Source organism: Celeribacter persicus, assembly GCF_003050785.1.
In the GTDB taxonomy this organism is placed as follows: domain Bacteria; phylum Pseudomonadota; class Alphaproteobacteria; order Rhodobacterales; family Rhodobacteraceae; genus Celeribacter; species Celeribacter persicus.
This window is the reverse complement of record NZ_QAOH01000007.1, coordinates 100,477-124,584: the sequence shown is the minus strand read 5'-3', so window position 1 is coordinate 124,584 and position 24,108 is coordinate 100,477. Positions and strand designations below refer to the sequence as shown.

Here is a 24,108-nt window from a genome sequence, read left to right as displayed (position 1 = left end):
GCACGCCTGATTTCGAGGCAGCCGGCCGCGGTCGACACACGTCCTGTCGTGAAATGGCAACACTGAATCGGGCGTGTGCCTTCTAAAGTTGACAAAAAAACTAAGAATTTATACACGGCGCTATCGACGCTTTCCCGGCATCTTCCGCGATGCCGGAACCAGGTAGCCCATGGTCCCCGAAACCTGGCCCCCGAGATCAGGAAAGCCCAAGCTTCCACCGATCCGGAAACATGAAGAGGGGATTCTCATGACCGTATTTCTTTGGCCCGAACGGGCCCGCGCGCGGCTGATGCTCAGTGCCGCGCTCATTTCGTCTTGCCTGCCGCTGACCGCACAGGCGCAGGACACAACGCAACTCGATCCGATCGTTGTGCAGGGCGATGCCGACGGGCAGGGGGCAGAGACCCTTTCGGGCGCATCGGTCAGCACGCTCGATGGCACGGCTTTGGTCGAGCAATACGGTGGCGATGTTACCGATGCCATTCGCTCCACGCCTGGTGCGTTCACCCGCTCGCCGTCTGATAATCCGGCCATTGTCGTCAACATTCGCGGCCTGCAAGGCAAAGGGCGTGTCAATACGATGATCGAGGGTGTGCCTCAGACATTCCGTAACGCTTCGGGGCATGGTGCGACGCTGGATGAACAGGTCTTCCTCGACCCGATCCTGATGTCGGGCGCCGATATTGCGCGCGGTTATGTATCCGGTGCCGATGGGCTTGGGGCGCTCGCCGGTGCGGCGAACCTGCGTCTTCTGGATGTCGAGGATATCCTGCTTGATGGGCGTGATACGGGGGGCATGTTCAAGGCCATGGGTAGTGACAACGGCAACGACTATAACGCCCTGATTGCGGGAGCGATGCAAAGAGACGGGTTCTCTGCCATGTTTGCTCTTAGCGGATATGAAAACTCGTCCTATGAGGACGGGGAGGGTACAGAAGTGCTTTCGGATGGCGAGTCCAAATCCGGTATGTTCCGCCTCCATTTCACTCCGGGTACGGATGCCACTTTCGATATTCTGGGGCTTTGGGGAGAGAACAGTTTCCTCGCCGATACCTCTTCGGGCTATTACTGGGAGAATGAAAAGAAACTGGTGAAAGGGGCGTATCATTACGATCCCGGATCGCCTTTGATCGACTTGAATGTCGAAGCCTACCTGCAAAAGGACAATATCTATTTCCCGGGCTCTGAGGACCAGAGCAGCGGAACCTTTAACGGTCGCGACGGGACGGATACCGGATCGGGCTTCAAGCTGACGAACACCAGCTTGTTGGAGGCCTTCGGCAATCCCCTTGATCTGTCCTATGGTGCGACCTTGCAGCAGAATGACTATGAGAACAACGCTCAGGCCGGTTCGAATGCCAACGGCAAGCTCATGAAATACGGTCTCTTTGTCGATGCGGCTTATGTGGTGGACAAATTCGATCTGGGATTTGGGTTACGCTACGATGGTTACAAGCTCTCGGGGGTGACCGAAGCAACGGCAGCCGGCAGAGGTGACTGTCCGGCGGATGCTTCGAACGGGCGCTGTATCAATGCCAAGGAAGACCGCAGTGATGCCCGGCTTCTGCCGAACCTCGTGTTGGGTTATAGCCCGACGGAGGAGTTGCGCTTCTACGCCTCCTACAGCGAAACCCAGCGTGCGCCCACCGCGACCGAAATGTTCTACCCGGGGTTCCACAATTTCAACGGGGCAATCTCCAGCGCCTATCTCAACCTCGATCTCGAAGCGGAATATGCGCAGACTTATGAGATCGGTGCTTCTTATGAGAAGAAAGGGCTGTTGGCCGCAAATGACACGTTCCGGGTCGAGGCCAATCTGTTCCGCTCAGATATCGAGAATTATATCATCTTTGGCTATACTGAAACCTATGCGATGCAGTGGTTGAATCAGGATGGTGTCACGAAGATGGACGGTATCGAACTGGCGCTGAGCTATGACAGTGACCGCTTTTTCTTCGATGCGAGCTTTACCAAGGCCGACACCGATCAGCCGACCTCACCCTTCGTGGGGATCGTCAGCGACAGCGGCCAGTTGCCGGATGATTTCGGGTCCTTGGGAGGCGGGGTGAAGCTTCTGGATGGCGATCTCGTTCTGGGCGCACGCTTGCGCTATGTCGGGGACAGTATCGTGGCCTATCTGTCGGAAGACACTTTCTATGATGTCGACTCCTACACGCTCGTTGATCTCTACGGAAGTTATAAGGTGAGCGATCATTTCGAAGTGTTCGCGAATGTTACCAATGTCGAGGATAAATTTTACCGTGAGGCCAATTCGGGTGTTACGGATGAAATCTATTCCTATGGCGGTCCGGGGCGGGAAATCACCCTTGGGGCGACCTTGCGGTTCTGAGGCGCGCGCCGCTTTGTGTCTTTTGGCCTGTCCCTTCGGGGGCAGGCCTTTTGCCATCTCAGCCCGCCACGATCAGTCCGACCGCATAGGCGACGAGCGCACAGATGCCGCCGAGGAACACCGTTTCCCCGACCGCGCGGCACAGCCCCGCGCGTGTCGCTACATGGCGCAAAAGCCCGAGCAGCGTGAGCGCGATCCCGGCGGCGGCGACAGCGGCGGCGAACTGGCGCGGGCCCGGTAGGCCGAGCAGGTAGGGCAGGATCGGTATCACGCCGAAGCTGACAAAGGACAGAAAGGTGATCAGCGCCCGCGGCCAAAGGGGCCCCTGTCCGGGGTCTTCAAGTCCTTCGACCTGCGACAGGGTCATTTCCGCCATGAGGCCCGGCGATTTCGCGGCGAGAGACGCCATGGTGGTCGCGTCGAGTGTCGAAAGCCCGTGGTCTTTCAGGTGCCGGGTGAGGGCACCGATCTGCGCGGAGGGATCGCGCGACAGCCGCGCTTGCCGCCGCCGGATCATGTCGCGCGCGGCGCGGGCCGAGAGGAATTCGCCCAGCCCCATCGAAGTGGCGTCGGCAAACAGATTGGCAAGCCCGAAGACCAGAACCGCCAGCGTCGCGAGCTCGCCGCCGCCCTCGGCATTGGCTCCCGCGAAGCCCGCGACGATGGCGAAGGTGGTGACGATTCCGTCATTGCCGCCATAGACGATCTGTTTCAGGTGGTCGGTGAGGTTGGGCCTGGCGAACATGCTGGGGATCCTCTGGAGCGACCTGAAGTATATCAGGCGCGATCCTGGGGAAAAGGCATAAGTCGACCCATGACGCCACGCAAACCGGGTTTTCGCGGGAGAAAGCCGTGAATTATATGGGGTAAAATAATACCTATTTTTTAACAATTTGTTTTTGAATGAAAAATTGGAACAGGCCGTGCTTGACGCGGCGTGGGAAATGCTTAGAACACGCTCAATCGAATTCCTATCCCATAAGGGCAAGAAACATGAAAACCTTTTCCGCTACTCCCGCGGACGTGGACAAGAAATGGATCATCATCGACGCCGAGGGCGTCGTGCTTGGCCGTCTCGCTTCCATCGTCGCCATGCGCCTGCGTGGCAAACACAAAGCGACCTTCACCCCGTCCATGGACATGGGTGACAACGTCATCGTGATCAACGCCGACAAAATCCAGCTGTCCGGCAAGAAACGCACCGACGAGCGCTTCTACTGGCATACCGGCCACCCGGGCGGCATCAAATCCCGCACCATCGGTCAGATCCTCGAAGGCGATCACCCGGAGCGCGTGGTGACCAAAGCCGTTCAGCGCATGCTGCCGGGTGGCAAGCTTTCCCGCCAGCAAATGACCAACCTGCGCGTTTACGCCGGTTCCGAGCATCCGCATGAAGCTCAGAAACCGGAAGTGCTGGACGTCAAGTCCATGAACAAGAAAAACACCCGGAGCTGAGACCGATGGCTGAAGAAATCAAATCCCTCGACGCGCTGAGCGCTGTCGCCGGTGGTGAGACTGTCGTCGAAGCCGCCGCCCCCCGTGAACCCGTTCGTGACGAACTGGGCCGTTCCTACGCCACCGGCAAGCGTAAAGACGCTGTCGCCCGCGTCTGGATCAAGCCGGGTTCCGGCAAAGTCACCGTCAACGGCAAGGACATGACCGTCTATTTCGCCCGTCCGGTGCTCCAGCTGATCGTGAAACAACCGGCCCAGATCGCCGGCGTCGAAGGTGAATTCGACGTGGTTGCCACCGTCAAAGGCGGCGGTCTCTCCGGTCAGGCCGGTGCTGTGAAACACGGCATCTCCAAAGCTCTGCAGCTCTACAACCCGGACCTGCGCGGCGCCCTGAAAGCCGCTGGCTTCCTGACCCGCGACTCCCGTGTCGTGGAACGGAAGAAATTCGGTAAGCGCAAAGCCCGCCGCTCCTTCCAGTTCTCCAAGCGTTAATCGCCGGACTGGACCAGAGTTTTCTGGACAAGACATTCAGAGGGTCGCCACAGCAGGTCTGTGGCGGCTCTTTTCTTTGTGGGGGGAGGGTTTACGAAACAGATGCGAAACCCTTGGCATCATCTGCGTGGCGGGCCATAGTAACACGAACCTGTCCGACGGGAGCCCCTTGCGACCTTGTCCCATCCTTACGACAATATTCCCTCCCAAAGCTTCTGGCGCAGCGGAGTGGTCGAGACCGACCGTCAGAGCTGGCCGGGGATTTATCGGCCGAAGGTGCGGATTACGCGGGATACGGCGGTGGCCACGGCGGGGAGTTGTTTCGCGCAACATATCGGCAATTATCTCACGCTTTCCGGAGTCAATGTGCTCGATGCCGAACCCCGGCCCAAGGGGATGAGCGAAGAGCTCGCGCGCCGCTATGACTACGGCATCTATTCGGCGCGTTACGGCAATATCTACACCGCGCGCCAGATGCGCGAACTCCTCGAAGATGCCATGGCGGGGCAGGTCTACCGACGCCTGTTTTGGGCTCGTGGCAACCGCTGGTTCGATGCCCTGCGACCGGGGGTGGAGCCGGAGGGCTGCGAGAGCCGCGAAGAGGCGATCGAACTGCGGCGCGAGCATTTGATGAAAGTGGTGTCTCTGGCGCAGACGACGGATGTCTTCGTGTTTACGCTAGGACTGACCGAGGGCTGGATTCATAGTGGCGTCAAGCGCACGATGGCGATGGCACCGGGGGTGATTGCGGGGGCGTACCGGCCCCGCCGCCATACCTTTCGCAATTTCACCTATGACGAGATCATCGCCGATCTTGCGGAAATCCTGCGTCTCTTGCGGATTCTGAACAAGAACATCCGGCTGCTTCTGACCGTCTCGCCGGTGCCGCTCACTGCCACGGCCTCGGGCCAGCATGTGCTGGCGGCGACCACCCATTCGAAATCCATCCTGCGCGCCGCCGCGGGCGATTTCGCTGCCGCGCATAAGGTGGTGGATTACTTCCCGTCTTATGAGTTGGTGACCACATGGGCAAACACTGATCCGGTCTTTGCCGCGAACCTGCGGTCGGTTCGGCCCGAGACGGTGGAGCGGGTGATGGAAGTATTTCTGACCGCGCAGGGGCTGCTGGACCCGGTTGAACTGAATGCGCCAGAGGAGGTGTTCGATCAGATCGGGGAGGACGACGACGTGGTCTGCGAAGAGGCGCTTCTGGAGGCGTTTCGGAAATGACGGTGTGCAACTCATGAGGCGTCTCTGCGTTCTTGGCAATTCCCACATGGCGGCTTTCGCGACGGCGGCGGAGGATTATGCCGCGCGCTGGCCGGAGTTCCGTCTCGATATGTTCGGCGCGCATGGCGATGTGCTTTCGCGCTTCGAGGTACGGGACGGGTGGTTTCAGAGCGACGATGCGGAGGCAAGGGCGCGGATCGAACATCTGGTGGGGCGCGACTCGTTTGCTCTTTCCGATTACGACGGGTTCATCGTCACGGGTTTGCAGGTGTCTGTGTTCACTTTCGTGCGGATGTTTCGCGAGCTGTCTTCGGTGGATATGCCTTCGGTCGAAGGTGCGTTGAGCGCCATGGAGGACGGGCGGCCCCTGGCCTCCAAAGCGATGCTCAGGGCCTATGGGGCGGAGCGGCTGATGCGCACCAGCGGGATGAAGCTTGCCCGGATTCTGCGCGCCGCCACAGAGGCGCCGATCTTTGTCGCCAGTCAGCCGCGCCCCTCGGGTCGCGTGCGCGAACGCAGTGGTGCTTATCTCGGATTTATCCAACTGGCCGCGCGCGGCGATGGCGAATTTGTCTCCGACTGGTTCGACCGGGAGGCGGCAGAGCTGTGCGCGGCGCAGCGCGTGCAGTTCATCCCGCAACCGGCTCAGACGGTGGAGCAGGGGCTTTTCACGGCTGAGTCCTTTTTGCGCGGTTCGGTGCGGCTTGCCAGACGCAAGGGATTGGCGCATGACGAAGACGATGTGCTGCATGCCAATGCAGAGTTTGCCCGTTTGATGGTCGATCAGGTGGCAGTTGCGATGAATTTACCCATTGCGGCGTGAGCCTTGTGGGTTGGCTCTTGCAAATTTGATCAAAAGTCTCACAGGATCGAAAACAGGCTCAAGAAGCGACACTCGAAAAGCGGTTCCAGGGGAAAGAGGGCATGACATTCGGTGACAAGATGCGGCGGTTCTTCCGGTCGGAACAAGGGGTTGGCATGATGCTCGTGTCACCGACCGCCTTGTATGCGCTTTTGCTTCTGGCGGTGCCTCTGGTGGCGATTTTCGTGATTTCCTTCTGGACCCAGACCGGGGTGCGCGATTTCGACACGACGTTTACGCTGGCCAACTATAAAGAGGCACTGACCGATCCGCTCTATCGCCAGCTCATGCTGCGTTCGCTGATGGTGTCGGGGCTGGTGACGCTGATCACCGTGGTGCTGGCCTTTCCGATTGCCTATTTCGTGTCCTTCGGGGTGAAACCGGAGCATAAATCGCTCTGGATTTTCCTGATCACCATCCCGTTCTGGACCTCCTATCTGATCCGCGTGTTCCTGTGGAAAGTGATCCTCGGCTATAACGGCGTTCTCAATTCCGGCCTGCTGGCCGTGGGGGCGATCGACGAGCCGCTGTCCTTCATCCTCTATAACGTCAATGCGGTGATCATCACACTCGCTCATGCCTATGCGCCCTTTGCGATCCTGCCGATCTTCGTCGCGTTGGAAAAGATCGACCGCTCTCTCCTTGAGGCCTCCCGCGATCTCGGTGAGAGCCGGACAATGACCTTCCTGCGTGTGACCCTGCCGCTGGCTGCCCCCGGCGTGGTCGCCGCCGTGCTCATCGTTTTCATCCCGACCATCGGGGATTACGTCACGCCGCGCTTGGTCGGCGGGCCCGGCGGGCTGATGATCGCGAACATGATCCAGACCCAGTTCCTGCGCCTCAACAACGCACCTCTGGGGGCCACTTTGGCGGTGCTTGCCATGCTGATTGTCGCGGTGATCGCTATCGTTTTCATGCTGCTGGGCAACAAGGCCGCAGGCGGTAACACAGGAGGGCGTCGCAAATGAAATCGCTCAAAAGCTACGCCATCCTCTATCTGATCTTCCTCTACGCACCGATCTTCCTGCTGCCGCTTTTCGCGTTCAACAGCTCGACGGTCATTGCCTTTCCGCTAACGAGTTTCACGACCGAATGGTTCACCACGCTTCTGACGCTGACCGAGATGCACGGGGCGCTTCTGAACTCGCTGAAAATCGCGTTGACCTCTGCCGTGCTTGCCACCATCCTTGGGATTTTCGCGGCCATGGCGGCGACGCGTTACACTTTTCCGGGGCAGAGGGGCATCATGGGCTTCATCATGTTGCCTCTGGTGCTGCCGGAGATCATCGTCGCCGTCTCGCTCCTGATTGTCATCTTGCGGATGGGTTTCAACACCGGGGCCTGGTCGGTGATTGCGGGGCATACGCTGATCTGCACACCCTTTGCCATCGCCATCCTGCAATCGGCTTTTGCTTCTCTCGATCCTTCGCTCGAAGAGGCCGCCTATGATCTGGGTGAAACGCCCGCGTCCACCTTCCGCCTGGTGACGTTGCCGCTGGTGATGCCGGGGATCATCTCCGCGCTTCTGATCTCTTTCACCATCTCCATGGACGAGTTCATCATCGCCTTCTTCCTGACCGGGGCCGAACCGACGCTTCCGGTCTATCTCTTCTCGATGATGCGTTTTCCGAAACTTCTTCCGGCGGTCATGGCGCTTGGCACGATCCTTGTCGTGCTCTCCATTCTGCTCATCGTGATTGCCGAATTCTTCCGCCGCCGTGGCGCGAAACGCGCAGGCCTTAAAGACACCGGGGGCTTCCTCTAATGACCATCAAGAAAAAACCGTCCGGCCCCGCGCTGATTACGCTGCAAAAGGTGGAAAAGCATTACGGCGATTATCACGCGCTGCGGGATATCAATCTCGAAATCGGGCAGGGCGAGTTCTTTTCGCTTCTCGGGCCGTCGGGTTGTGGCAAGACCACGCTTCTGCGCACTATCGCAGGCTTTGAAGATTACGACAGTGGCTATGTAATGATCTCGTCCAAGGATATGCGCGGGGTTCCGGCCAACAAGCGGCCCACGAACATGGTGTTCCAGTCCTACGCCATCTTCCCGCACCTGACGGTGTTGCAGAATGTCGCTTTCGGTCTGCGCAAATCTGCGATGAGCAAGGCTGAGAAAACCAAGGCTGCCGAGGATGCTTTGGAGATGGTGGGTCTCAAGGGTTACGGCCACCGCGCCGCCCATGCGTTGTCTGGCGGTCAGCGGCAACGGGTCGCTCTCGCCCGTGCACTGGTGCTGAAACCCAAGGTGCTGCTGCTCGACGAGCCTCTGTCGGCGCTCGACCGCAAGATGCGCGAGCAGATGCAGGTGGAACTGATCAAGCTTCAGCGCGAGGTGGGGATCACCTTCATCCTCGTGACCCACGATCAAGAAGAGGCGCTGGTCATGTCCGACCGGATCGCTGTCATGTTCGAGGGCGAAATCGTGCAATGCGACGATCCGGAAGTGCTTTACCGCAAGCCGAAATCGAAACGGGTCGCGGATTTCATCGGGGTGATGAACTTTCTTCCCGCCACGGTACGCGAAGAGGGCGGTAAATATATCGCCTCCGTCGCGGGCCTTGGGGAAACCGAAATCACCGGGGAGCAATGCCCCGCCGGCGTGCCTCTGGGCGAGGCCACCGTCGGTTTCCGTCCGGAAACCCTGACCCTGCTCTATGAGGGGCAGACCGCGACCCATCGCGAAGCCCCGGCCACCATCGAAGAGGTCGTTTATTACGGTGATATGACCTATTACGATGTCAAATTCGAAGGCGTCGACAAACCGGTTCGCATTTCCATGCGCAACATCTTTGGGCGTGATGTGCTCGATGTGGGCGCTCCGGCAAGGGTGAGCTGGTCGCCGGGCGCGCTGGTGGTGTTTGGGGCCGGTGAATGAGGGAAAGCGGGAATTTCTGGGTGTCGCCGCAATTTTCCGATGGGTCGCTCTTTATGTGACGAGCACCCACGAGTATCATATTTTCATGCAATTCGTCATGAACATGAAACGCAAAAGGCTTATATTTTTCAGTACATTGATCGGTTTTTTCCGAAAGCGCGGTGTCGTGGATTTTAAGTAAGCGCTTCCAAAAGAGGGGAGACAGATGATGAAACGTATGATTTGCGCGGCGGCTATGCTCGCCATGTCTGCAACGCCTGTTTTTGCCGAATGGCATTTCAGTGAAGGTCGAACTCCGAATGCATTCTCTCAGGCGAACAACATGACCCTCGAACTGCAATGTGATCGAATCCGATTTGCGCCAGCAGACTATGCGGACAGCAAGGACATTATTGCAAAGCAGGGCATATCCATTCAGTTCATGAAAGATGGCAAGACAGAGGCGGGGTCTTTCCAGGTCGGACGGATGAATGCATCTGTCGAGCTCGTGGATAACTATCCGGTGGAAATCCGGTTTCAGGACGCAGCCGATTACAACTTCGTTCTTGATCAGATCGCGGCAAATGCGGTGCTGAAACTTTCCATGGCGGATCAGGATGTGAGTTACGGGATATTCGATCTGACCGGCTCGGCGGCTGCGATCAGGTCCCTGAGGGCTGCGTGTTCCGGTTCCCGCCTGGTTGCTCCGAAACCTGCGGCGGCTTCGATGGAAGCGCCGGAAGGCATCGTCTACTGCGGTGGCGGAGCGATGCAGCGGCAGATCGAGTATCTGATACGCGACAAACCCAAAGATCAGTGGGACGCTGTTGTGACAGTGAACGGAGAGCAGATCAGGGCGATGACGTCCTACAGCTACTTTGGCAATTCCGAACCGCCGCGCGGTTTTGTGGTGGCCCTGCTCGGTGAGGATCGGTCCGAGTTTCTTGTCTTCCATGACAGTGGCAAAGACTGGTTGGAATTTGGTGACTACCGGTATGACAAATGCAACTAAGAGGTTGCCCGGGGCAACTGGACGCTTGTGCGGGGATTTATGACACGATGAATCGTGTCACCCTGCATAGGCGTGGCCCTATTTGTCCTGTGGAATAAGCCCCAATCCACGCAAGTATATACCGATTCCGGTTTCCAAAAGGTCTTCGGGCGGAAAGGGCACGCGTGCACCCGGCGTGCCACGGGCGAAAAGCTCCACGACCCCGTGCGCCATGGCCCAGACATGCGCCGCGAACATCTGCGGCGGTGGGCGTTTGCCTTCGGGGATTTGCAGGGCGAGCTGGTCGGCGGCCCGTTCCAGAACGCCGAGCGCGCGGTTCGCCACGGCGTAAAGCTCGGGTGAGCGCTGCATGGAAATGCCGGATTCGAACATGGCGATGTAATGGCCCGGGTATTTGCGTGCAAAGGCCAGATAGGCGCGCCCCACCGCCTCGAAAGAGGCAAGGGGCGAGGGCTGGCCAGTGTCATAAGCATAGTTGAGCAAATCGGCGAAGACCTCGAAACCCTGAAGTGCGATTTCCGCGATCAGGTCTTCACGGCCCTCGAAATGGCGATAGACGGCGGCGGGCGTCACCCCCGCCGTTTTCGCCGCCTCCGAGAGGGTGAACCCGGTCGGGCCCTTCTCCTCGATCAGCTGCAATGCCGCCTCGATGAGCGCCTGTTTCAGGTTGCCGTGATGATAGCCGCGTTTGCTCATGAGGCCGCTCTCATTCGTCCCGCTTATTCGTCTTCATCGCCGGTGATCAGAATCTTCGGCCCATCCACGATCTGCGTGTCGATCTCGCCAAGGTTTTTCGCATCCTTGCCTTTGTAGTCGATCTTGGTGAGCACGGAGCGGATCGCATTCAGCCGCGCGCGGTATTTGTCGTCGGAGCGGATTACCGTCCAGGGCGCAATCAGCGTATGGCTGCGCTCCATGGTTTCGGAAATGGCCTTGGTATAATCGTCCCAGCGTTTCAGCCCCTCGACGTCGATGGAGGAGAGTTTCCACTGTTTCAGCGGATCGCTTTCCCGTGCGAGGAAACGACGGAGTTGCTCGGCACGTCCGACGTTGAGCCAGATCTTAAAAAGCTGGATGCCCTCGGACACCAGCATTTCTTCGAATTCGGGCAATTGGTGAAAAAATTTTTCGCGTTGCTCGTCGCTGCAAAAGCCGAAGACCTTTTCCACCACGCCCCGGTTGTACCACGAACGGTCGAAGAGCACGATTTCCCCCGCCGTCGGCAGGTGGTCGATATAGCGCTGGAAGTACCATTGACCGGCTTCGCGTTCGGTCGGTTTCGACAGCGCTACTATGCGGGCGGAGCGCGGGTTCAGATATTCGCGAAAGCGCTTGATCGTGCCCCCTTTGCCCGCCGCATCGCGCCCTTCGAAAACGACGACGATGCGCTTGCCGGTCTCGCGTACATCGGCGAGCATTTTTACAAGCTCAAGCTGAAGCGCGTCGATTTCCGCTTCGTACTCCGCCTTTTTCATCCATTTTTCATAGGGAAAGGATGGAGAGAGGATTTCCTTCTTGCCGCCGTCCTCTACAGCCTTGCGAATGGATTTCGGAGCGTCCTTCTCGTAATAGCGGGAAATGGCTCCGTCAAAGGGCAGATCAGAGGGTTGATCGGGCATGGCACGTCGCTTTCCGTGTTAATCTCTTTAACACTATGGGGTTTTTCAGTCCCGGTTGCAACGCGTGGCGGCGCGTGTGACGGCCTGCACGACCTCATCTGTCGCAACGTGATGTGGCATATGGCCGATGCCTTCGAGCCGGGTGAGACGGTTCGTCTCCACGCGTGCGTCGAACGGCTTGGCGTGTAAGATTTCCGGCACGATGATGTCGGAAATGCCCTGAACGCTCTCGATCGGCATTTCGATCTGGCGATAGAGGTCCATCATCTCGAAAATCTCGTCCTTGAGCGCCACCCGTTGCCGCGCATTGAGCCGGTGGCGACGCGGAACAATGGAATTGCGGGGCTGGAAATGATCGGCATAGCCTTCGGGTACCGGGTTCGGGGCAAAGACCTTGGCGAGCTGTTGCGTGACGATGGCCTGCGGGGTCAGAAAGGAAATCAGCTCCGCCGCCCACCAGCCGATCACCGGACGCGCCAGGGTGCTATGCAGCCGTGGGGCGTTGATCTCCCAATGATGCGAGGGCGAGGAGACAAGAACGAGTGCGGCAAGGGATGTCGGCACGTCGACGGCCCAACGCAAAGCCACGGCACCGCCATAAGACTGACCCAGAACGATGGGCGCGCGCGCCTCGATTTCGGCCACGGCCTCGCGGATCGCGCGGGCCTGTCCGGTGAGACTTTCATCCTTGTGATAGGGACTGTGACCGAAACCCGGACGATCCACGACATAGACCCGAAACTGCTCGGCCAGCCTTGGCGCGAGCGCGAATGTCATGTCATAGGTCGAGCCGGACTGGCCGTGGATCAGCACCACCGGCGGGGCGTCCATTGGGCCATAGCTTTCGATATGGATCACCGCGCCGCCCGCGCCTTTGATCAGATCGCCTTTGCGCCGGGTTTTCAGCGCCCGCAACGGACCCTGCCGAAGCGGCATCTGAGTAAGCGGGTTCGGTGCGCGGGCGACCACGCCGTTCAACTCCCGATTTCGTCCAGATTATAGGGCGTCGTCTGGTAAATCTCGTTGATCCAGTTGCCATAGAGCAGGTGCGCGTGCGAACGCCAGCGGTTCATCGGGCGCAGCGACGGGTTGTCGTTCGGGAAATAGTGCTTTGGCAGGATGATCTCTTTGCCCGCCTCGACATCCCGTTGATATTCCTCATACAACGTGCCCGTGTCATATTCGAAATGGTTGAAGATGTAGAGCGCGCGATGCTCAGGGTCCTGCACGAGGCATGGCCCGGTTTCATCCGATCCCAAAAGCGGCACGAGGCCCGGAACGGCGTCGATTTCCGCCTGACGCATTTCGGTCCAGCGGCTTACCGGGATGTAGCACAGATCCGAAAACCCGCGCAGATAGGGCGAACTGGGGGCGAGGTTTTCCTGTTGGAACAACCCGAACGCCTTGTGATCCAACGGGTGTTTTCGCACCCCGTGGAAGTAATAGATCATCGCCATCCCGCCCCAGCAGACGCCGAAGGTGGAATGTACATGGGTCTGGGTCCAGTCGAACACTTCCTTGAGCTCGTCCCAATAGGTGACCTCCTCAAAAGGCAGGTGCTCGATCGGTGCGCCGGTGATGATCAGCCCGTCGAACTTCTCGCCGGAGGCCTTGACCTCGGAGAAAGGGCGGTAGAACTGTTCCATATGCTCGGCGGCGGTGTTTTTCGTCTGATGCTCGCTCATGCGGATCAGATGAAAGTCGATCTGAAGCGGTGTGGCGCCGATCAGACGGGCGAACTGGTTCTCCGTCTGGATTTTCTTCGGCATGAGGTTCAGAAGCCCGATTTTGAGCGCCCGGATGTCCTGCCGTGCGGCCCGACCCTCCCCCATGACCATGACGCCCTCGGCGGAGAGCACGTCATAGGCGGGAAGGTTTTCGGGCAGGGTGATGGGCATCTGAACACTCCTTAACGCTGAGGGTAGGTGATTTAGGACTCTTTTGCGCGATGATCAAGCGCCGTGGCGATCAGTGCCATGAAGTCGTCGGGGCCCTTGATCCGTTTGACATCCTCGTAATCGAGGGTGATGCCCCAGGTGTCCGCCATCGCCTCATAACGCGGCTGGCGATGTGCCAGCGCGCGGGCATAGGTGTAGCGGATGAAATCGTCCGGGTTGACCGCATCTTCCTTGAGGTTCTTCTCCGTGAGATATTCCTCCCAGATCGCCGAAAGGAATTCCGGTTGGTAGGCCATGGGTTTCGGGGCCTTGTCGAACCGGCGGATCAGCTCTCCGGTATGGGCTTCCGAGCCTTTGATCCAGACCAGAAGCGCGTCGTCGGAAAGCGCCCTCAGGATCGGGTCCTCCGGGTTCGCGGGATCGACCCATTCACAGATCGAACCGCCGGTGTCGCAGACGAAATGCGGATAGCCGTAAAGCGATTGTGCCCGTTCGATGAAATGATGCGTATCGAGAAGCGCCGCTTCTTCCGCCTCACGAAACAGTTTCTGACGCCGCCGGAACTCGGCCATGGGAATACCGCCCAAGGCCTCGGAGCCGGGTTTTCCGAGGAAAAAGGACACGGGCGCGAGATTGTCGAAGGTCAGGTTGGCCTTGATATAGATGCTGTCGGAAAGGAACTGTTCGCGCAGGAACGGCTCGCGCATGGCAACCTTTTTCAGATTGTCGTCAATGGCTTCGCCCAGATATCGCGTGCCGATGCGATAATCGACGGAGTAATGATACCATTCCCCCGTGTCCCGCAGCATGTTGGAGATCACGGTCTTACCCAGCCCCGACATGCCGAAGAGAATAAGGCGCTTGTTCGCACAGCCTTGCCACTCCGCACCCGTTTTGTATTTCATCGGTCTTTCCCTGTTGATCGGTGACGGTGGTGCCACGGCAGGCGTCGGCTCGCAAGGGTTAAGCGGCCTCGCGCCTCCGCAAGCGTTGCAAAATCCGCCCGTCAATGACCAGAAGCCCGAGCGCGATCAGCCCGAAGCCGACATAGGCCTGCGGCGGCAGGCTTTCGCCCAGCACCGCAGCCCCCAGCGCGATGGAGACGGGCGCCACGATCAGCGTGGTAAGCGAGGTGTTGCCCGCACCCGCCGCCGCCATCACCTTGTAATAGATGATATAGGTGAGGCTGGTGGACATGATTGACAAATACAGCAGCGCTCCCCAGCTCTCCGTTTTGAGCGTCAGGGGCGGTGCACCCGTAACCACAAACGCCACCGGAAGCGCGACAAGCGCGGCCCCCGTGAGCATTCCGGCGGCGGCGACCTCGGGGCGCAACTCGGACAAGAGGATGCGCCCGACCGAGTTGGACACCCCGTAGGACATGGTGGCGGCGATCATGGCGAGCTGCCCCAGAGAGGTCAGATCGAAGGATTTGAGAGCCTCCGGGCCAATGACGGCCACGATGCCCAGAACGCCGAGTGCGACCCCCGTGCCCTTGCGAAAGCCCAGCTTTTCATCGGCAAAGATCAGGGCGGCGAAGAGCACGCCGAAGATCGCGGTGGAGGCGTTGAGAATGCCCGCGAGCCCCGAAGGAATATGGTGCTGCGCCCATGTGATCAACAGGAAGGGAACTGCCGAGGTTAGTGCCCCGACAAGAATGAACCGCCAGAGATAGCGTGAGAAAGACGGGACTGGCAGCCCTTTGAGCAGGACATAGGTCCAGAGCATAAGGGCCGCGAGGCTGACCCGACCCGCGACCACCCAGTAGATCGGCACCTCCCGGATCAGGATCGCGACGGCCAGAAAAGAGCAGCCCCAGAGAAACCCCATGGCGAAAAGCCCGGCCCATGCGGCGGCGGAGATGGTCTTTTGCGGGGCCATGATGCGATCCTTATGCGGTTAAAGCGTTTTGTTTTTTATCTGAAACAGGGAAAAAGCAAAACGCAGTGCCTCGTATGAGCGTTGCGGGCGCTTCACATTAAATCTGTGATTCAGATTTTATGCGAAACGCTTTCGGCGCAAAATCACCTGAGTGGTGCGGCTTGGCAAACCGGAATTTGTGCAAACGCGCATCACGTTTTTTGATCCGTGGGAAACGAAAAAGGCCCCGCAAATCGCAGGGCCTTTCTCAAAGATATGCGGACCGGATCAGAAGTGATGCGACAGCTTGAGCCCGACACCGATGGCAGTGTTGTCCTCAAAAGAGGGATTAATCGAGGGGGCGTATGTTGTTTTCGCATCGCCGACCCAGACATAGGACACGCCACCCGAAATTGCGGTTTGTTCGGTGATCTGGTATTTCAGACCGGCAGTGATGGATTTGTAGCCGTCACGCGGCGACAGGTTCCCTTGAAGCCCACCATAAGATTTCTCATAGCCAACGGAAAGCGAGCCGGAGAGCTTGTCGTTGAAACGACGTCCGACACCGAGACTGTAGGAGATGGTGTCGTCGTTGTGATCGACGAGATTGTCATTGACGAAGCTGGGCGAGCTGTAGAGTTGCGGGGCAATCACGGTTTCGGTCCATTCGGCCCAACGTGCGGAGAACATCAAAAGCGTGTCTGCGGCGATCCCGGTCTGGAAATCGAAATTCACAGATTGCGGCATCGTGACAGAAAGGGGGGACTTGTTTGCAGCAGCTGTCCCTCCCGAGAAATCCTCGGAGGCTGTGAAGTCGATGTCGATGGCGGAATTATAAGTCAGGCTGGCACGCAGAGCGATATCCGGAATCTCGTAAGCGGCACCAATCAGGTACCCCCAGTCATTTTCCGTCGAGGTCTCCATCGTGTACCCTCTGGGTCCGACAATCGGAATCTCGACAGTTCCCTTGGAGGTCAGGTTGCGAACGCCTCCGTGGACCGAGAAACGGTCATTGAACTTGTAGCGCAAGACGGCAGTGACGCCTGTGGTTTCCACCGAAGCATTGCTACCCTGGTAGACGTAGCCTGTGCCGTCCGGGTAGTCCACATCCGCGCCAAAGGGCTGGTCGAGGATGATCGCCATGGACAGGTTTTCGGAAAGGTCGCGTTTATAGGCCGCGCTGAGTTGCGTGTAGGATGGGGTCAGGTCGCCGGACGAAATACCACCTATAAGCGGAACGCTTGCTGCAAAGCTGCCTGAAACATCCGGGTTCACGGAACCAAAGCTCAGCTCGACATAGGTGCCCGTTTCGAAAAGGGGCGCAATGGACATTCCGGAGCGATCCATCCCACCTGCGTATGCGCCAGTGGCGCCGACGGCCAGAGAGGCCGCCAAAAGTGTCGTGTTTTTCATTGATCTCCATCCCTGACGGGCACGGGGCCCGCTTCCTTAGATCTGTATAGTGTGTCGTGTTGAGCGACTTTTCGCTCTTATTGTTCACTCAGCCTAAGCTGCGACAAGATTTCAAGCAATTCTGACGCCGCGTCATGGTTGCACGGTTGCGATCATGGCTTTTCTGCATCAGGCGGGGCTGCTCAATCGGGCCATCCGGCGGTTTTCGGACAAGATATTGATGTAATTAGCGGAAAAAATGATCGCCGCACCGATGAAGACCCATATGTCGATGCCTTCCCCATAAAAGGCCATGCCGATGACCGCGATGATCGGCAGGCGCAGGAAGTCGATGGGCGTGACAATGGAGGCGGGCGCCAGAGACAGCGCGGTGGTCAGGCAGAAATGCGCCCCAAGCCCCGAGATGGCGACAACGATCACCCATGGCACGTCCTGAAGACGCGGCAGCACCGCATGCCCGTCTGCGAAGGCGCAAACCAGCCCGAAGATCAGTTGCAGCGTGACCATCCAGAACATGATCGACAGGACGGAGACATGGGCGGTGAGCGTCAGCCGCTTGGTGAAGAGCGCGGAGGCGGCAAAGCCGAAGGCGCAAAGCATGGCGGCGATCAGCCCGATGGAGAGCGCCCCGCCGAAGGGCCGCGCGACAATCAGGATACCGACGAATCCCATGACCGAGGTCAGCGCCCGCGTGGGGGTCATCTTTTCCCCCAGAAAAAGCGTGGCACCCAGACCGACGAGGATCGGATAGGAAAATTCCAGTGCGAAAAGCTGGGCCATGGGGATCAGGGTGAGCGCGTAGAGCCAAAGGTTCTGTCCGGCGAAATGCCCGAGATTGCGCCCGATGTGGAGCGCCATGGCCTTGGGGCGAAATTCCGCAAGACGGCGCTGCGGCAGGGCGACGGCGAGCACGATCAAGAGGCCGAAGAAAGAGCGGTAGCCGAGGATTTCGAACGTATCGAGATGTCCGGCGAGTTTGCGTCCGGCCACGGCCATGGCCGAAAAGCCCAGAAGCGCGCCGCTCATCCAGAGCGCGGCCTTCAGTGGATGGCTTTGTGTGCTCATGCGGATGTCTTCCTGAAATCGCGATGCATGTGGCCGGTGACACGGAACCAGTCGGAGCTGCGCGTGCGATCCTGATGGGCGTCAAACGCGTATGCATCGCGGAAGACTTCCGTGACGTGAAACTCGGTCGGGCGCACCTCGTCCTGCCAGAGATCGAATTGCAGACAGCCGGGTTCGGCACGCGACAGACGGATGTGCTCGGGCATGAGCGCCAGAACATGCTCCACCTCTTCGGGCGCGCAGGTCATCGTGCCTGTCAACAGGATCTTGCTCACCGGATGCTCCTCCTTCATCGGGTTTTTCTTCCATAACGAGGCGGCGGGGCGATTGGCAAAAGAAAAGGCGCTCTCGCGGTGGAGAACGCCTTTGCGATTTTGTGGGTGGCGGAGATCATTCCAGCTCGATCGTTCCCGGCGGTTTCGAGGTGCAGTCGTAGAACACGCGGTTCACGCCTTTCACCTCGTTGATGATCCGGGTCGAGGTCTCGCCGAGGAATTCATGGCTGAACGGGTAATAGTCCGCGGTCATGCCATCGACCGAGGTCACCGCGCGGAGTGCCAGCGCGTAGTCATAGGTCCGCCCGTCGCCCATCACGCCCACGGTGCGCATCGGCAGGATGGCGGCGAAGGCCTGCCAGATGTCGTCGTAAAGCCCGTGCTTGCGGATTTGGTCGATATAGACGGCATCGGCTTTACGCAGGATGTCGAGTTTTTCGCGGGTGATCTCGCCGGGGCAACGGATCGCGAGGCCCGGTCCGGGGAAGGGGTGGCGACCGATGAAGCTGGCCGGAAGGCCCAACTCGTGCCCCAGCGCGCGCACTTCGTCCTTGAACAGCTCGCGCAGCGGTTCGACCAGTTTGAGGCCCATTTTTTCCGGAAGGCCGCCGACGTTGTGGTGCGATTTGATCGTCACGGAGGGGCCGCCGGAGAACGACACGCTCTCGATCACATCGGGATAGAGTGTGCCCTGCGCGAGGAATTCCGCGTCTTCGATCTCGGAGGCGTATTTCTGGAATACGTCGATGAACAGTTTGCCGATGGTCTTGCGCTTTGTTTCCGGGTCGGAAACGCCCTCAAGCTCGCCTAAGAAGAGATCGCTCTCATCGGCGTGGATCAGTTTGATGTTGTAATTGTCGCGGAACATTTTCACGACTTCGGTGGCCTCGTTAAGCCGCAGCAGGCCGTGATCGACAAACACGCAGGTGAGCTGATCGCCGATCGCCTCGTGCAAGAGGATCGCGGTCACGGAACTGTCGACGCCGCCGGAGAGGCCGCAGATCACATGGCTGTCGCCGACCTGTTCGCGGATTTTCGCGATCATCTCTTCGCGGTAAGCGCCCATGGTCCAGTCGCCGGTGAACCCGGCAAGTCTCACGAAATTCTCATAGAGCGTCGCGCCGTTCGGCGTGTGATGCACTTCCGGGTGGAACTGCACGGCGTAGAAATTGCGGCTCAGATCGGCGGTGATCGCGAAGGGCGCGCCGGGGGAGGTGCCGTAGACCTCGAACCCCGGAGCGATTTCGGCGACGTGATCGCCGTGGCTCATCCAGACCTGCTCCTTGCCGGTGCCGTCCATGAACCAACCCTTGAGGAATTCGGGGCGGTTCTCGGTGGGAGTCACATAAGCGCGACCGAACTCTGCGGTGGCATGTTCGCCGGCTTCGACCCGGCCGCCGAGATCGTGCATCATCACCTGCTGGCCATAGCAGATACCGAGGATCGGGACGCCCATCTCATAGGCCGCTTTCGGCGGACGTGGGCTGCCCTCGCGCATCACCGAATCCGGGCCGCCGGAAAAGATGATCGCCTTCGGGGCGAACTCTTTCAGCGAGGCGTCGGTGACCTTCTGATAGGGGTGGATTTCGCAATAGACGTTCAGCTCGCGCAGACGGCGCGCGATGAGCTGCGTCACCTGAGAACCGAAGTCGATGATGAGGAGGCGGTCATGGGAAATCTGGGTCATGCCCTGCCTTTATGCGCGTGGACGGATTCAGGCAAGATGGATTCCCGCATTCGCCCTCTTGTTGAGGCGGTCTTGTTGCTCACGGGTATGAAAAAGCCCCCGTTTCGGCCAGTCGCGGCGGAAACGGGGGCGGCACAGACGGAGGCCTGTGAAAGAGAGAGGGACCGGCTCAGGCGGCGTGTCGCTCCTCTGGCAACAGTCGGGCCTCTCCCATCAGGGCGATCAGCACCTCGACATGGCGGGTCACATTATAGGTCGCATCGCCCGAGCGGCGGATGTCCTCCATGCGCGCCTCTTCCTCAATCAGCGCGGTGAGCGCGCGGGCGGGCGAAGGCGCGGTGCCGGTGCGCATCACCCGTTTGAGGTCACGATTGCGGTTGTAATGCTCAAGGCCGAGTCGTGCAGCGCGGATCAGAAGGCGGGGGCGGCGCAGGGTGGAAAGCAGGGTTGTGACGTCGGTCATGGGCGGATCTCCTGTTGGGGTGGCGCCTGTCCGGTTTCACCGTCCGGTACCGGGCGCCGGGTCGTGGATAAAACGATACAGAAGAAGTTTTGCACAACCTTGGCATGTGTTGCGTATTGTTTCGATATCGCGAACGATCTGTCGTGATATTGTTGAGAGACAAGAAATTACAATGACAAAACGGGAAACAGTTAACCTTTGCGTAACCAATTGCAACTCATGGTTGATCTGGGATTCGGGATAAGTCGGGGGATAACTTGTGCAAATCCTGTTGAAATCTGTGCGATTGCAAGGGGCCCAAATCTTAACTGTGTCTTAAATGGAAACAATTAGTCTGAATGCCGGGGAAAATATGCTGGAAACTGGGAAAGGAACGGTCGGGTCGGGGAGGTATCTTCCGGAATGGGTGCCACAGGAGGCCAAGCGCTATCTGGCGCATACGGAACGCGGTGACACGATACGCGAACTGGCGCGACGGGGAGGCTGTGCGCCCTCGACCGTGATGCGTCAGGTGCGCAAGATCGAACAGAAGCGGGACGATCCGCTGATTGACGAGGTATTATCCTCGCTCAGCCGTCTCGCGCCGAAGGGGGCGACCGATGTCGAGGCTCCGATGTGCCTGCGCCCCTCCCCCCACGATACCAAGGACAAGACAGTCATGACTGACCAAAGCCCGTTCGACGCGCCGACCGGTTCCACCCCGCCGGACGATGCGACCATTGCACGCGAAGCCCGCCGCATTCTGCGCCGTCTGTCGGAGCCGGGGGCCTGTCTGGCGGTGGCGAAAGACATGGAGAAAGCGGTGGTGGTGCGCGATTTGCCCGACGGGCGTACGGCGCGCACGGCGGTGCTTGATCGGCCCGTGGCACAGGCCATGGCACTCAAGGACTGGATCGCCGCCAATGCCAAGGGCAAGATCACGCGCTACACGATCACTGCGGCGGGCCGGGCGGCGCTGCGCGGGTTTCTGGCCGAAGAGGAGGGCGCGCGCGCCGGATTTGCCGAGGCGCCTGTGCGGTTCGAGGTCACATCCGACAGCTTTCCCTTCCGCGCCGATCCGCGCGCCGAAAACCGTCCGAGGCGCATTCGCTACAATGCCACCGAGAGCCCGGTGATGGTGTTGGCGCGGCGGCGCGACAAGGACGGCGAAATGTTTCTCTCGACCGAACTGGTTGCGGCGGCAGAGCGGCTGCGCGAAGACTTCGAGTTGGCGCAGATGGGCGAGGGTGGCGTGAACTGGGAGTGTTTCCTGCTCGATGCCGGGCGGGTGAAGGGCGATGTTCAGGGCTTTGGCGCGAAGGCGGCGAAAGCTCGGGTCGCGGTCGCTCTCGGGGAACTCGGGCCGGGGCTTGGCGATGTAGCGCTGCGCTGCTGCTGTTTTCTCGAAGGCATGGAGCAGGCGGAAAAACGTATGGGCTGGTCGGCACGCTCCGGCAAGATCGTGCTGCGCATTGCGTTGCAACGGTTGAAAAAGCACTACGACGCCGCCGGGTACAGCAATCTGATTGGGTGAGCGTCGGTCCTGCTAGGCAGGATGAAAAGGTCCAGTGGATTTTTTCAAGGCGCGAACGCCCTCGCACACTTGCGAGGGCAGGCCAGTCCGGGGGTTTGCTCCGGCAAACGCTCCGGGGGAGCGTTTGGGGATTTCACGGACGGAGTCCCGGACGACCGGGACAAAGCCCCGATAACCGTTCCAAAATGTGCCCTGAAAAAGCACCCGAAGGTCCAGCCTTCGGGTGTCAGTTGGTCTGCGCGGAGCAGACGTGCTCAAGGTGGGCCGTCTCCGACCCGATCCCGCGGCCTTACTCTGGGGCGGGATTTCCCCGTTGCCGGGTGGTGCGGGCATAGCGGCGCAGGTCGATCAATTGAAATTGTAATTTCCGCAGTCTGATATTAGTTATCCTAATGAATGGAGGGGCCATGCTAACGCTCAGACAAATGACTTATTTCGTTGCGCTGGCCGAGACCCGCAGCTTTTCTCTGGCGGCCGAAACCGTGCATGTGACCCAGCCCGCGCTGTCGCAGCAGATCAAGGAAATGGAAGCCACGCTTGGAACGCAACTGGTTGAGCGCCTGCCGCGAGATATTCGGCTGACACGGGCGGGGCAGGTGGTCTTGGACCGGGCGCGGCAGATTTTGGCGATGACCCGCGATCTGGAGGCGGAAATTCGGCTCTCAAAAGGGCTGACCGGGCGGTTGACACTGGGGGTCATTCCGACGATCGCGCCCTACCTGTTGCCGCGTGCGCTGACCCGGATCAAGGCGGCGGCGCTCGATCTCGACATGCGGGTGCGGGAGGCGCAGACGGCGGAACTGATCGCGCTTGTGGCTTCTGGCAAGCTTGACGCGGCGGTGATCGCGCTGCCTTACGAAACGCAGGGGCTGATGGCGGAGCCGCTGTTCACCGACCGCTTTCTTCTGGCCGGATCCAAAGCCCGGATCGCGGCGCTGAGCGAGGCCACGGTGCCGCGTCCGACGGAACTGTCTCCGGATACGCTCCTGCTTCTGGACGAGGGACATTGCCTTGCCGATCAGGCGCTTGAAGTCTGCGGATTGAAACGAAACCGGCAATCGGTCGATCTCGGGGCCTCGTCGCTTGCGACGCTCTGCGGGCTGGTGGCGCAGGGCTTCGGTCTGACGCTTTTGCCTGAAATCGCGCTGTGCTCGGAAATGGCGGCCAGCCCCGATATGGCGGTGATGCGTTTCCCGGAACCGGAGCCGCAGCGCGTTGTTGCTTTGGTGCGGCGGCAGTCGACCGAGGTGAAGGCATGGTTCACGGAATTGGCGGCGCTTTTGGCGGATGCGGGGGAGGAGTTGATGAGCGAGGCGCGGGCGCGTGCTTGAAGGGATGGGCTGAGGAAGCCATGCGTCGCGCGTATTCCCGGTATGCGACCGTATTCAGCACATCTAGGGATGCTGCAGATGCAAAAAGGCCCGCGGGTTTATCCACGGGCCTTTTGTCAACTCGATTGAGCGTATGTCTTAAGCGACAGCTTCCGCAGCTTCGCCCTTGAGCCACTTGAGCACGTTTTCCGGCGAGGACACGCCATAGGGATCTTCACCGTGGTTGTCGCACAGACCCGGCTCCTCGAACCAGGCTTCGACGACACCGTCGTTGACGACGGCGGCGTAACGCCAGGAGCGCAGGCCGAAGCCGAGATTGTCCTTGCGCACCAGCATGCCAACGCGGCGGGTGAATTCGCCGGAACCGTCCGGGATCACCTGGACATTCTCAAGCTCTTGAGATTGCGCCCATTTATTCATGACGAAGCTGTCGTTGACGGACATGCAATAGATCGCGTCGATGCCCATTTCCTTGAATTCCGGGAAACCTTTTTCAAAGCCCGGAAGCTGATAGGTGGAGCAGGTGGGCGTGAAGGCACCCGGCAGGGAAAACAGCACGACGCGCTTTCCGGCGAAGTAATCGGAGGTGGTCTTGTCCTCCCATTTGAACGGGTTCGGACCGCCGATGCTGTCGTCGCGAACGCGGGTGTGGAAGGTCACTTCGGGCAGTTTGTAACCGGCTTTCATGGGAAACTCCTTGAGCTTGCGCCTTTCCTGAGAGGAGA

At 59.5% G+C, this 24,108-nt stretch carries 24 protein-coding genes; 11 read left to right on the top strand and 13 right to left on the bottom strand.

Going from position 1 to position 24,108, the window contains the following annotated elements; genetic code table 11:
* Positions 1-247: 247 nt before the first annotated feature.
* Entirely contained in the window at positions 248-2,350 is a 2,103-nt protein-coding gene (locus tag C8N42_RS11075; protein WP_170109273.1) for a TonB-dependent receptor domain-containing protein, read from the top strand.
* Between the two features lie 58 nt (positions 2,351-2,408).
* Here the strand turns inward: C8N42_RS11075 and C8N42_RS11070 are convergent, their stop codons facing one another.
* Positions 2,409-3,095, bottom strand: a complete 687-nt coding sequence (locus C8N42_RS11070) for a VIT1/CCC1 transporter family protein (protein WP_107816632.1) — start codon at positions 3,093-3,095, stop codon at positions 2,409-2,411.
* Positions 3,096-3,343: 248 nt separating this feature from the next.
* On the opposite strand from C8N42_RS11070, the gene rplM reads away from it, so the two are divergent.
* The 8 genes from rplM to C8N42_RS11025 all read left to right on the top strand — a co-directional run bounded on the left by rplM (position 3,344) and on the right by C8N42_RS11025 (position 10,259).
* The gene (gene rplM, locus C8N42_RS11065) at positions 3,344-3,805 is read left to right on the top strand and encodes a 50S ribosomal protein L13 (protein ID WP_107816631.1); all 462 of its coding nucleotides are present in this window, start codon (positions 3,344-3,346) and stop codon (positions 3,803-3,805) included.
* Positions 3,806-3,810: 5 nt separating this feature from the next.
* On the top strand, positions 3,811-4,296 hold the full coding sequence (gene rpsI / locus C8N42_RS11060; protein WP_107816630.1) for a 30S ribosomal protein S9: 486 nt from the start codon (positions 3,811-3,813) through the stop codon (positions 4,294-4,296).
* Between the two features lie 177 nt (positions 4,297-4,473).
* Positions 4,474-5,526 (top strand): GSCFA domain-containing protein, encoded by a 1,053-nt coding sequence (locus tag C8N42_RS11055; RefSeq protein WP_107816629.1) that lies wholly within the window; start codon positions 4,474-4,476, stop codon positions 5,524-5,526.
* 13 nt (positions 5,527-5,539) lie between these two features.
* Positions 5,540-6,349: a hypothetical protein gene (locus tag C8N42_RS11050; protein ID WP_146168263.1), complete on the top strand. Its 810-nt coding sequence runs from the start codon at positions 5,540-5,542 to the stop codon at positions 6,347-6,349.
* Between the two features lie 101 nt (positions 6,350-6,450).
* Positions 6,451-7,356 (top strand): ABC transporter permease, encoded by a 906-nt coding sequence (locus tag C8N42_RS11045; RefSeq protein ID WP_107816627.1) that lies wholly within the window; start codon positions 6,451-6,453, stop codon positions 7,354-7,356.
* Complete coding sequence (locus tag C8N42_RS11040; RefSeq protein ID WP_107816626.1) at positions 7,353-8,153, top strand: ABC transporter permease; 801 nt, start codon at positions 7,353-7,355, stop codon at positions 8,151-8,153. The genes C8N42_RS11045 and C8N42_RS11040 overlap by 4 nt, the downstream gene beginning before the upstream one ends.
* Positions 8,153-9,268, top strand: a complete 1,116-nt coding sequence (locus C8N42_RS11035; protein ID WP_107816625.1) for an ABC transporter ATP-binding protein — start codon at positions 8,153-8,155, stop codon at positions 9,266-9,268. The genes C8N42_RS11040 and C8N42_RS11035 overlap by 1 nt, the downstream gene beginning before the upstream one ends.
* A gap of 205 nt (positions 9,269-9,473) precedes the next feature.
* Positions 9,474-10,259: a hypothetical protein gene (locus tag C8N42_RS11025; protein WP_107816623.1), complete on the top strand. Its 786-nt coding sequence runs from the start codon at positions 9,474-9,476 to the stop codon at positions 10,257-10,259.
* Positions 10,260-10,337: 78 nt separating this feature from the next.
* Here the strand turns inward: C8N42_RS11025 and C8N42_RS11020 are convergent, their stop codons facing one another.
* The 11 genes from C8N42_RS11020 to C8N42_RS10970 form a co-directional block, all read right to left on the bottom strand.
* On the bottom strand, positions 10,338-10,955 hold the full coding sequence (locus tag C8N42_RS11020; protein ID WP_107816622.1) for a TetR/AcrR family transcriptional regulator: 618 nt from the start codon (positions 10,953-10,955) through the stop codon (positions 10,338-10,340).
* A gap of 23 nt (positions 10,956-10,978) precedes the next feature.
* A complete protein-coding gene (gene ppk2, locus C8N42_RS11015; protein ID WP_107816621.1) occupies positions 10,979-11,878 on the bottom strand; it encodes a polyphosphate kinase 2 in 900 nt (299 codons plus the stop codon).
* Positions 11,879-11,923: 45 nt separating this feature from the next.
* Complete coding sequence (locus C8N42_RS11010) at positions 11,924-12,847, bottom strand: alpha/beta fold hydrolase (protein ID WP_146168262.1); 924 nt, start codon at positions 12,845-12,847, stop codon at positions 11,924-11,926.
* A 5-nt stretch (positions 12,848-12,852) separates the two neighbouring features.
* On the bottom strand, positions 12,853-13,776 hold the full coding sequence (locus C8N42_RS11005) for a homoserine O-succinyltransferase (RefSeq protein ID WP_107816619.1): 924 nt from the start codon (positions 13,774-13,776) through the stop codon (positions 12,853-12,855).
* A 32-nt stretch (positions 13,777-13,808) separates the two neighbouring features.
* Positions 13,809-14,681 carry an ATPase gene (locus C8N42_RS11000; RefSeq protein ID WP_107816618.1) on the bottom strand — a complete coding sequence of 291 codons (873 nt, stop codon included), beginning with the start codon at positions 14,679-14,681 and terminating at the stop codon, positions 13,809-13,811.
* 58 nt (positions 14,682-14,739) lie between these two features.
* Positions 14,740-15,657 carry a DMT family transporter gene (locus C8N42_RS10995; protein WP_107816617.1) on the bottom strand — a complete coding sequence of 306 codons (918 nt, stop codon included), beginning with the start codon at positions 15,655-15,657 and terminating at the stop codon, positions 14,740-14,742.
* A gap of 267 nt (positions 15,658-15,924) precedes the next feature.
* On the bottom strand, positions 15,925-17,049 hold the full coding sequence (locus C8N42_RS10990) for an OmpP1/FadL family transporter (protein WP_107816616.1): 1,125 nt from the start codon (positions 17,047-17,049) through the stop codon (positions 15,925-15,927).
* 168 nt (positions 17,050-17,217) lie between these two features.
* A complete protein-coding gene (locus C8N42_RS10985) occupies positions 17,218-18,114 on the bottom strand; it encodes a DMT family transporter (protein WP_107816615.1) in 897 nt (298 codons plus the stop codon).
* Entirely contained in the window at positions 18,111-18,389 is a 279-nt protein-coding gene (locus C8N42_RS10980) for a putative quinol monooxygenase (RefSeq protein WP_211309179.1), read from the bottom strand. The genes C8N42_RS10985 and C8N42_RS10980 overlap by 4 nt, the downstream gene beginning before the upstream one ends.
* A gap of 115 nt (positions 18,390-18,504) precedes the next feature.
* Complete coding sequence (gene guaA / locus C8N42_RS10975; RefSeq protein ID WP_107816613.1) at positions 18,505-20,076, bottom strand: glutamine-hydrolyzing GMP synthase; 1,572 nt, start codon at positions 20,074-20,076, stop codon at positions 18,505-18,507.
* A gap of 169 nt (positions 20,077-20,245) precedes the next feature.
* Positions 20,246-20,539: a DUF6477 family protein gene (locus tag C8N42_RS10970; protein WP_107816612.1), complete on the bottom strand. Its 294-nt coding sequence runs from the start codon at positions 20,537-20,539 to the stop codon at positions 20,246-20,248.
* Between the two features lie 352 nt (positions 20,540-20,891).
* On the opposite strand from C8N42_RS10970, the gene C8N42_RS10965 reads away from it, so the two are divergent.
* Entirely contained in the window at positions 20,892-22,052 is a 1,161-nt protein-coding gene (locus C8N42_RS10965; protein WP_107816707.1) for a DUF6456 domain-containing protein, read from the top strand.
* A 407-nt stretch (positions 22,053-22,459) separates the two neighbouring features.
* Complete coding sequence (locus tag C8N42_RS10960; RefSeq protein ID WP_107816611.1) at positions 22,460-23,383, top strand: hydrogen peroxide-inducible genes activator; 924 nt, start codon at positions 22,460-22,462, stop codon at positions 23,381-23,383.
* A 138-nt stretch (positions 23,384-23,521) separates the two neighbouring features.
* Here C8N42_RS10960 and C8N42_RS10955 read toward each other — a convergent pair whose 3' ends face one another.
* Positions 23,522-24,070, bottom strand: a complete 549-nt coding sequence (locus C8N42_RS10955) for a peroxiredoxin (RefSeq protein WP_107816610.1) — start codon at positions 24,068-24,070, stop codon at positions 23,522-23,524.
* Between the last annotated feature and the right edge of the window lie 38 nt (positions 24,071-24,108).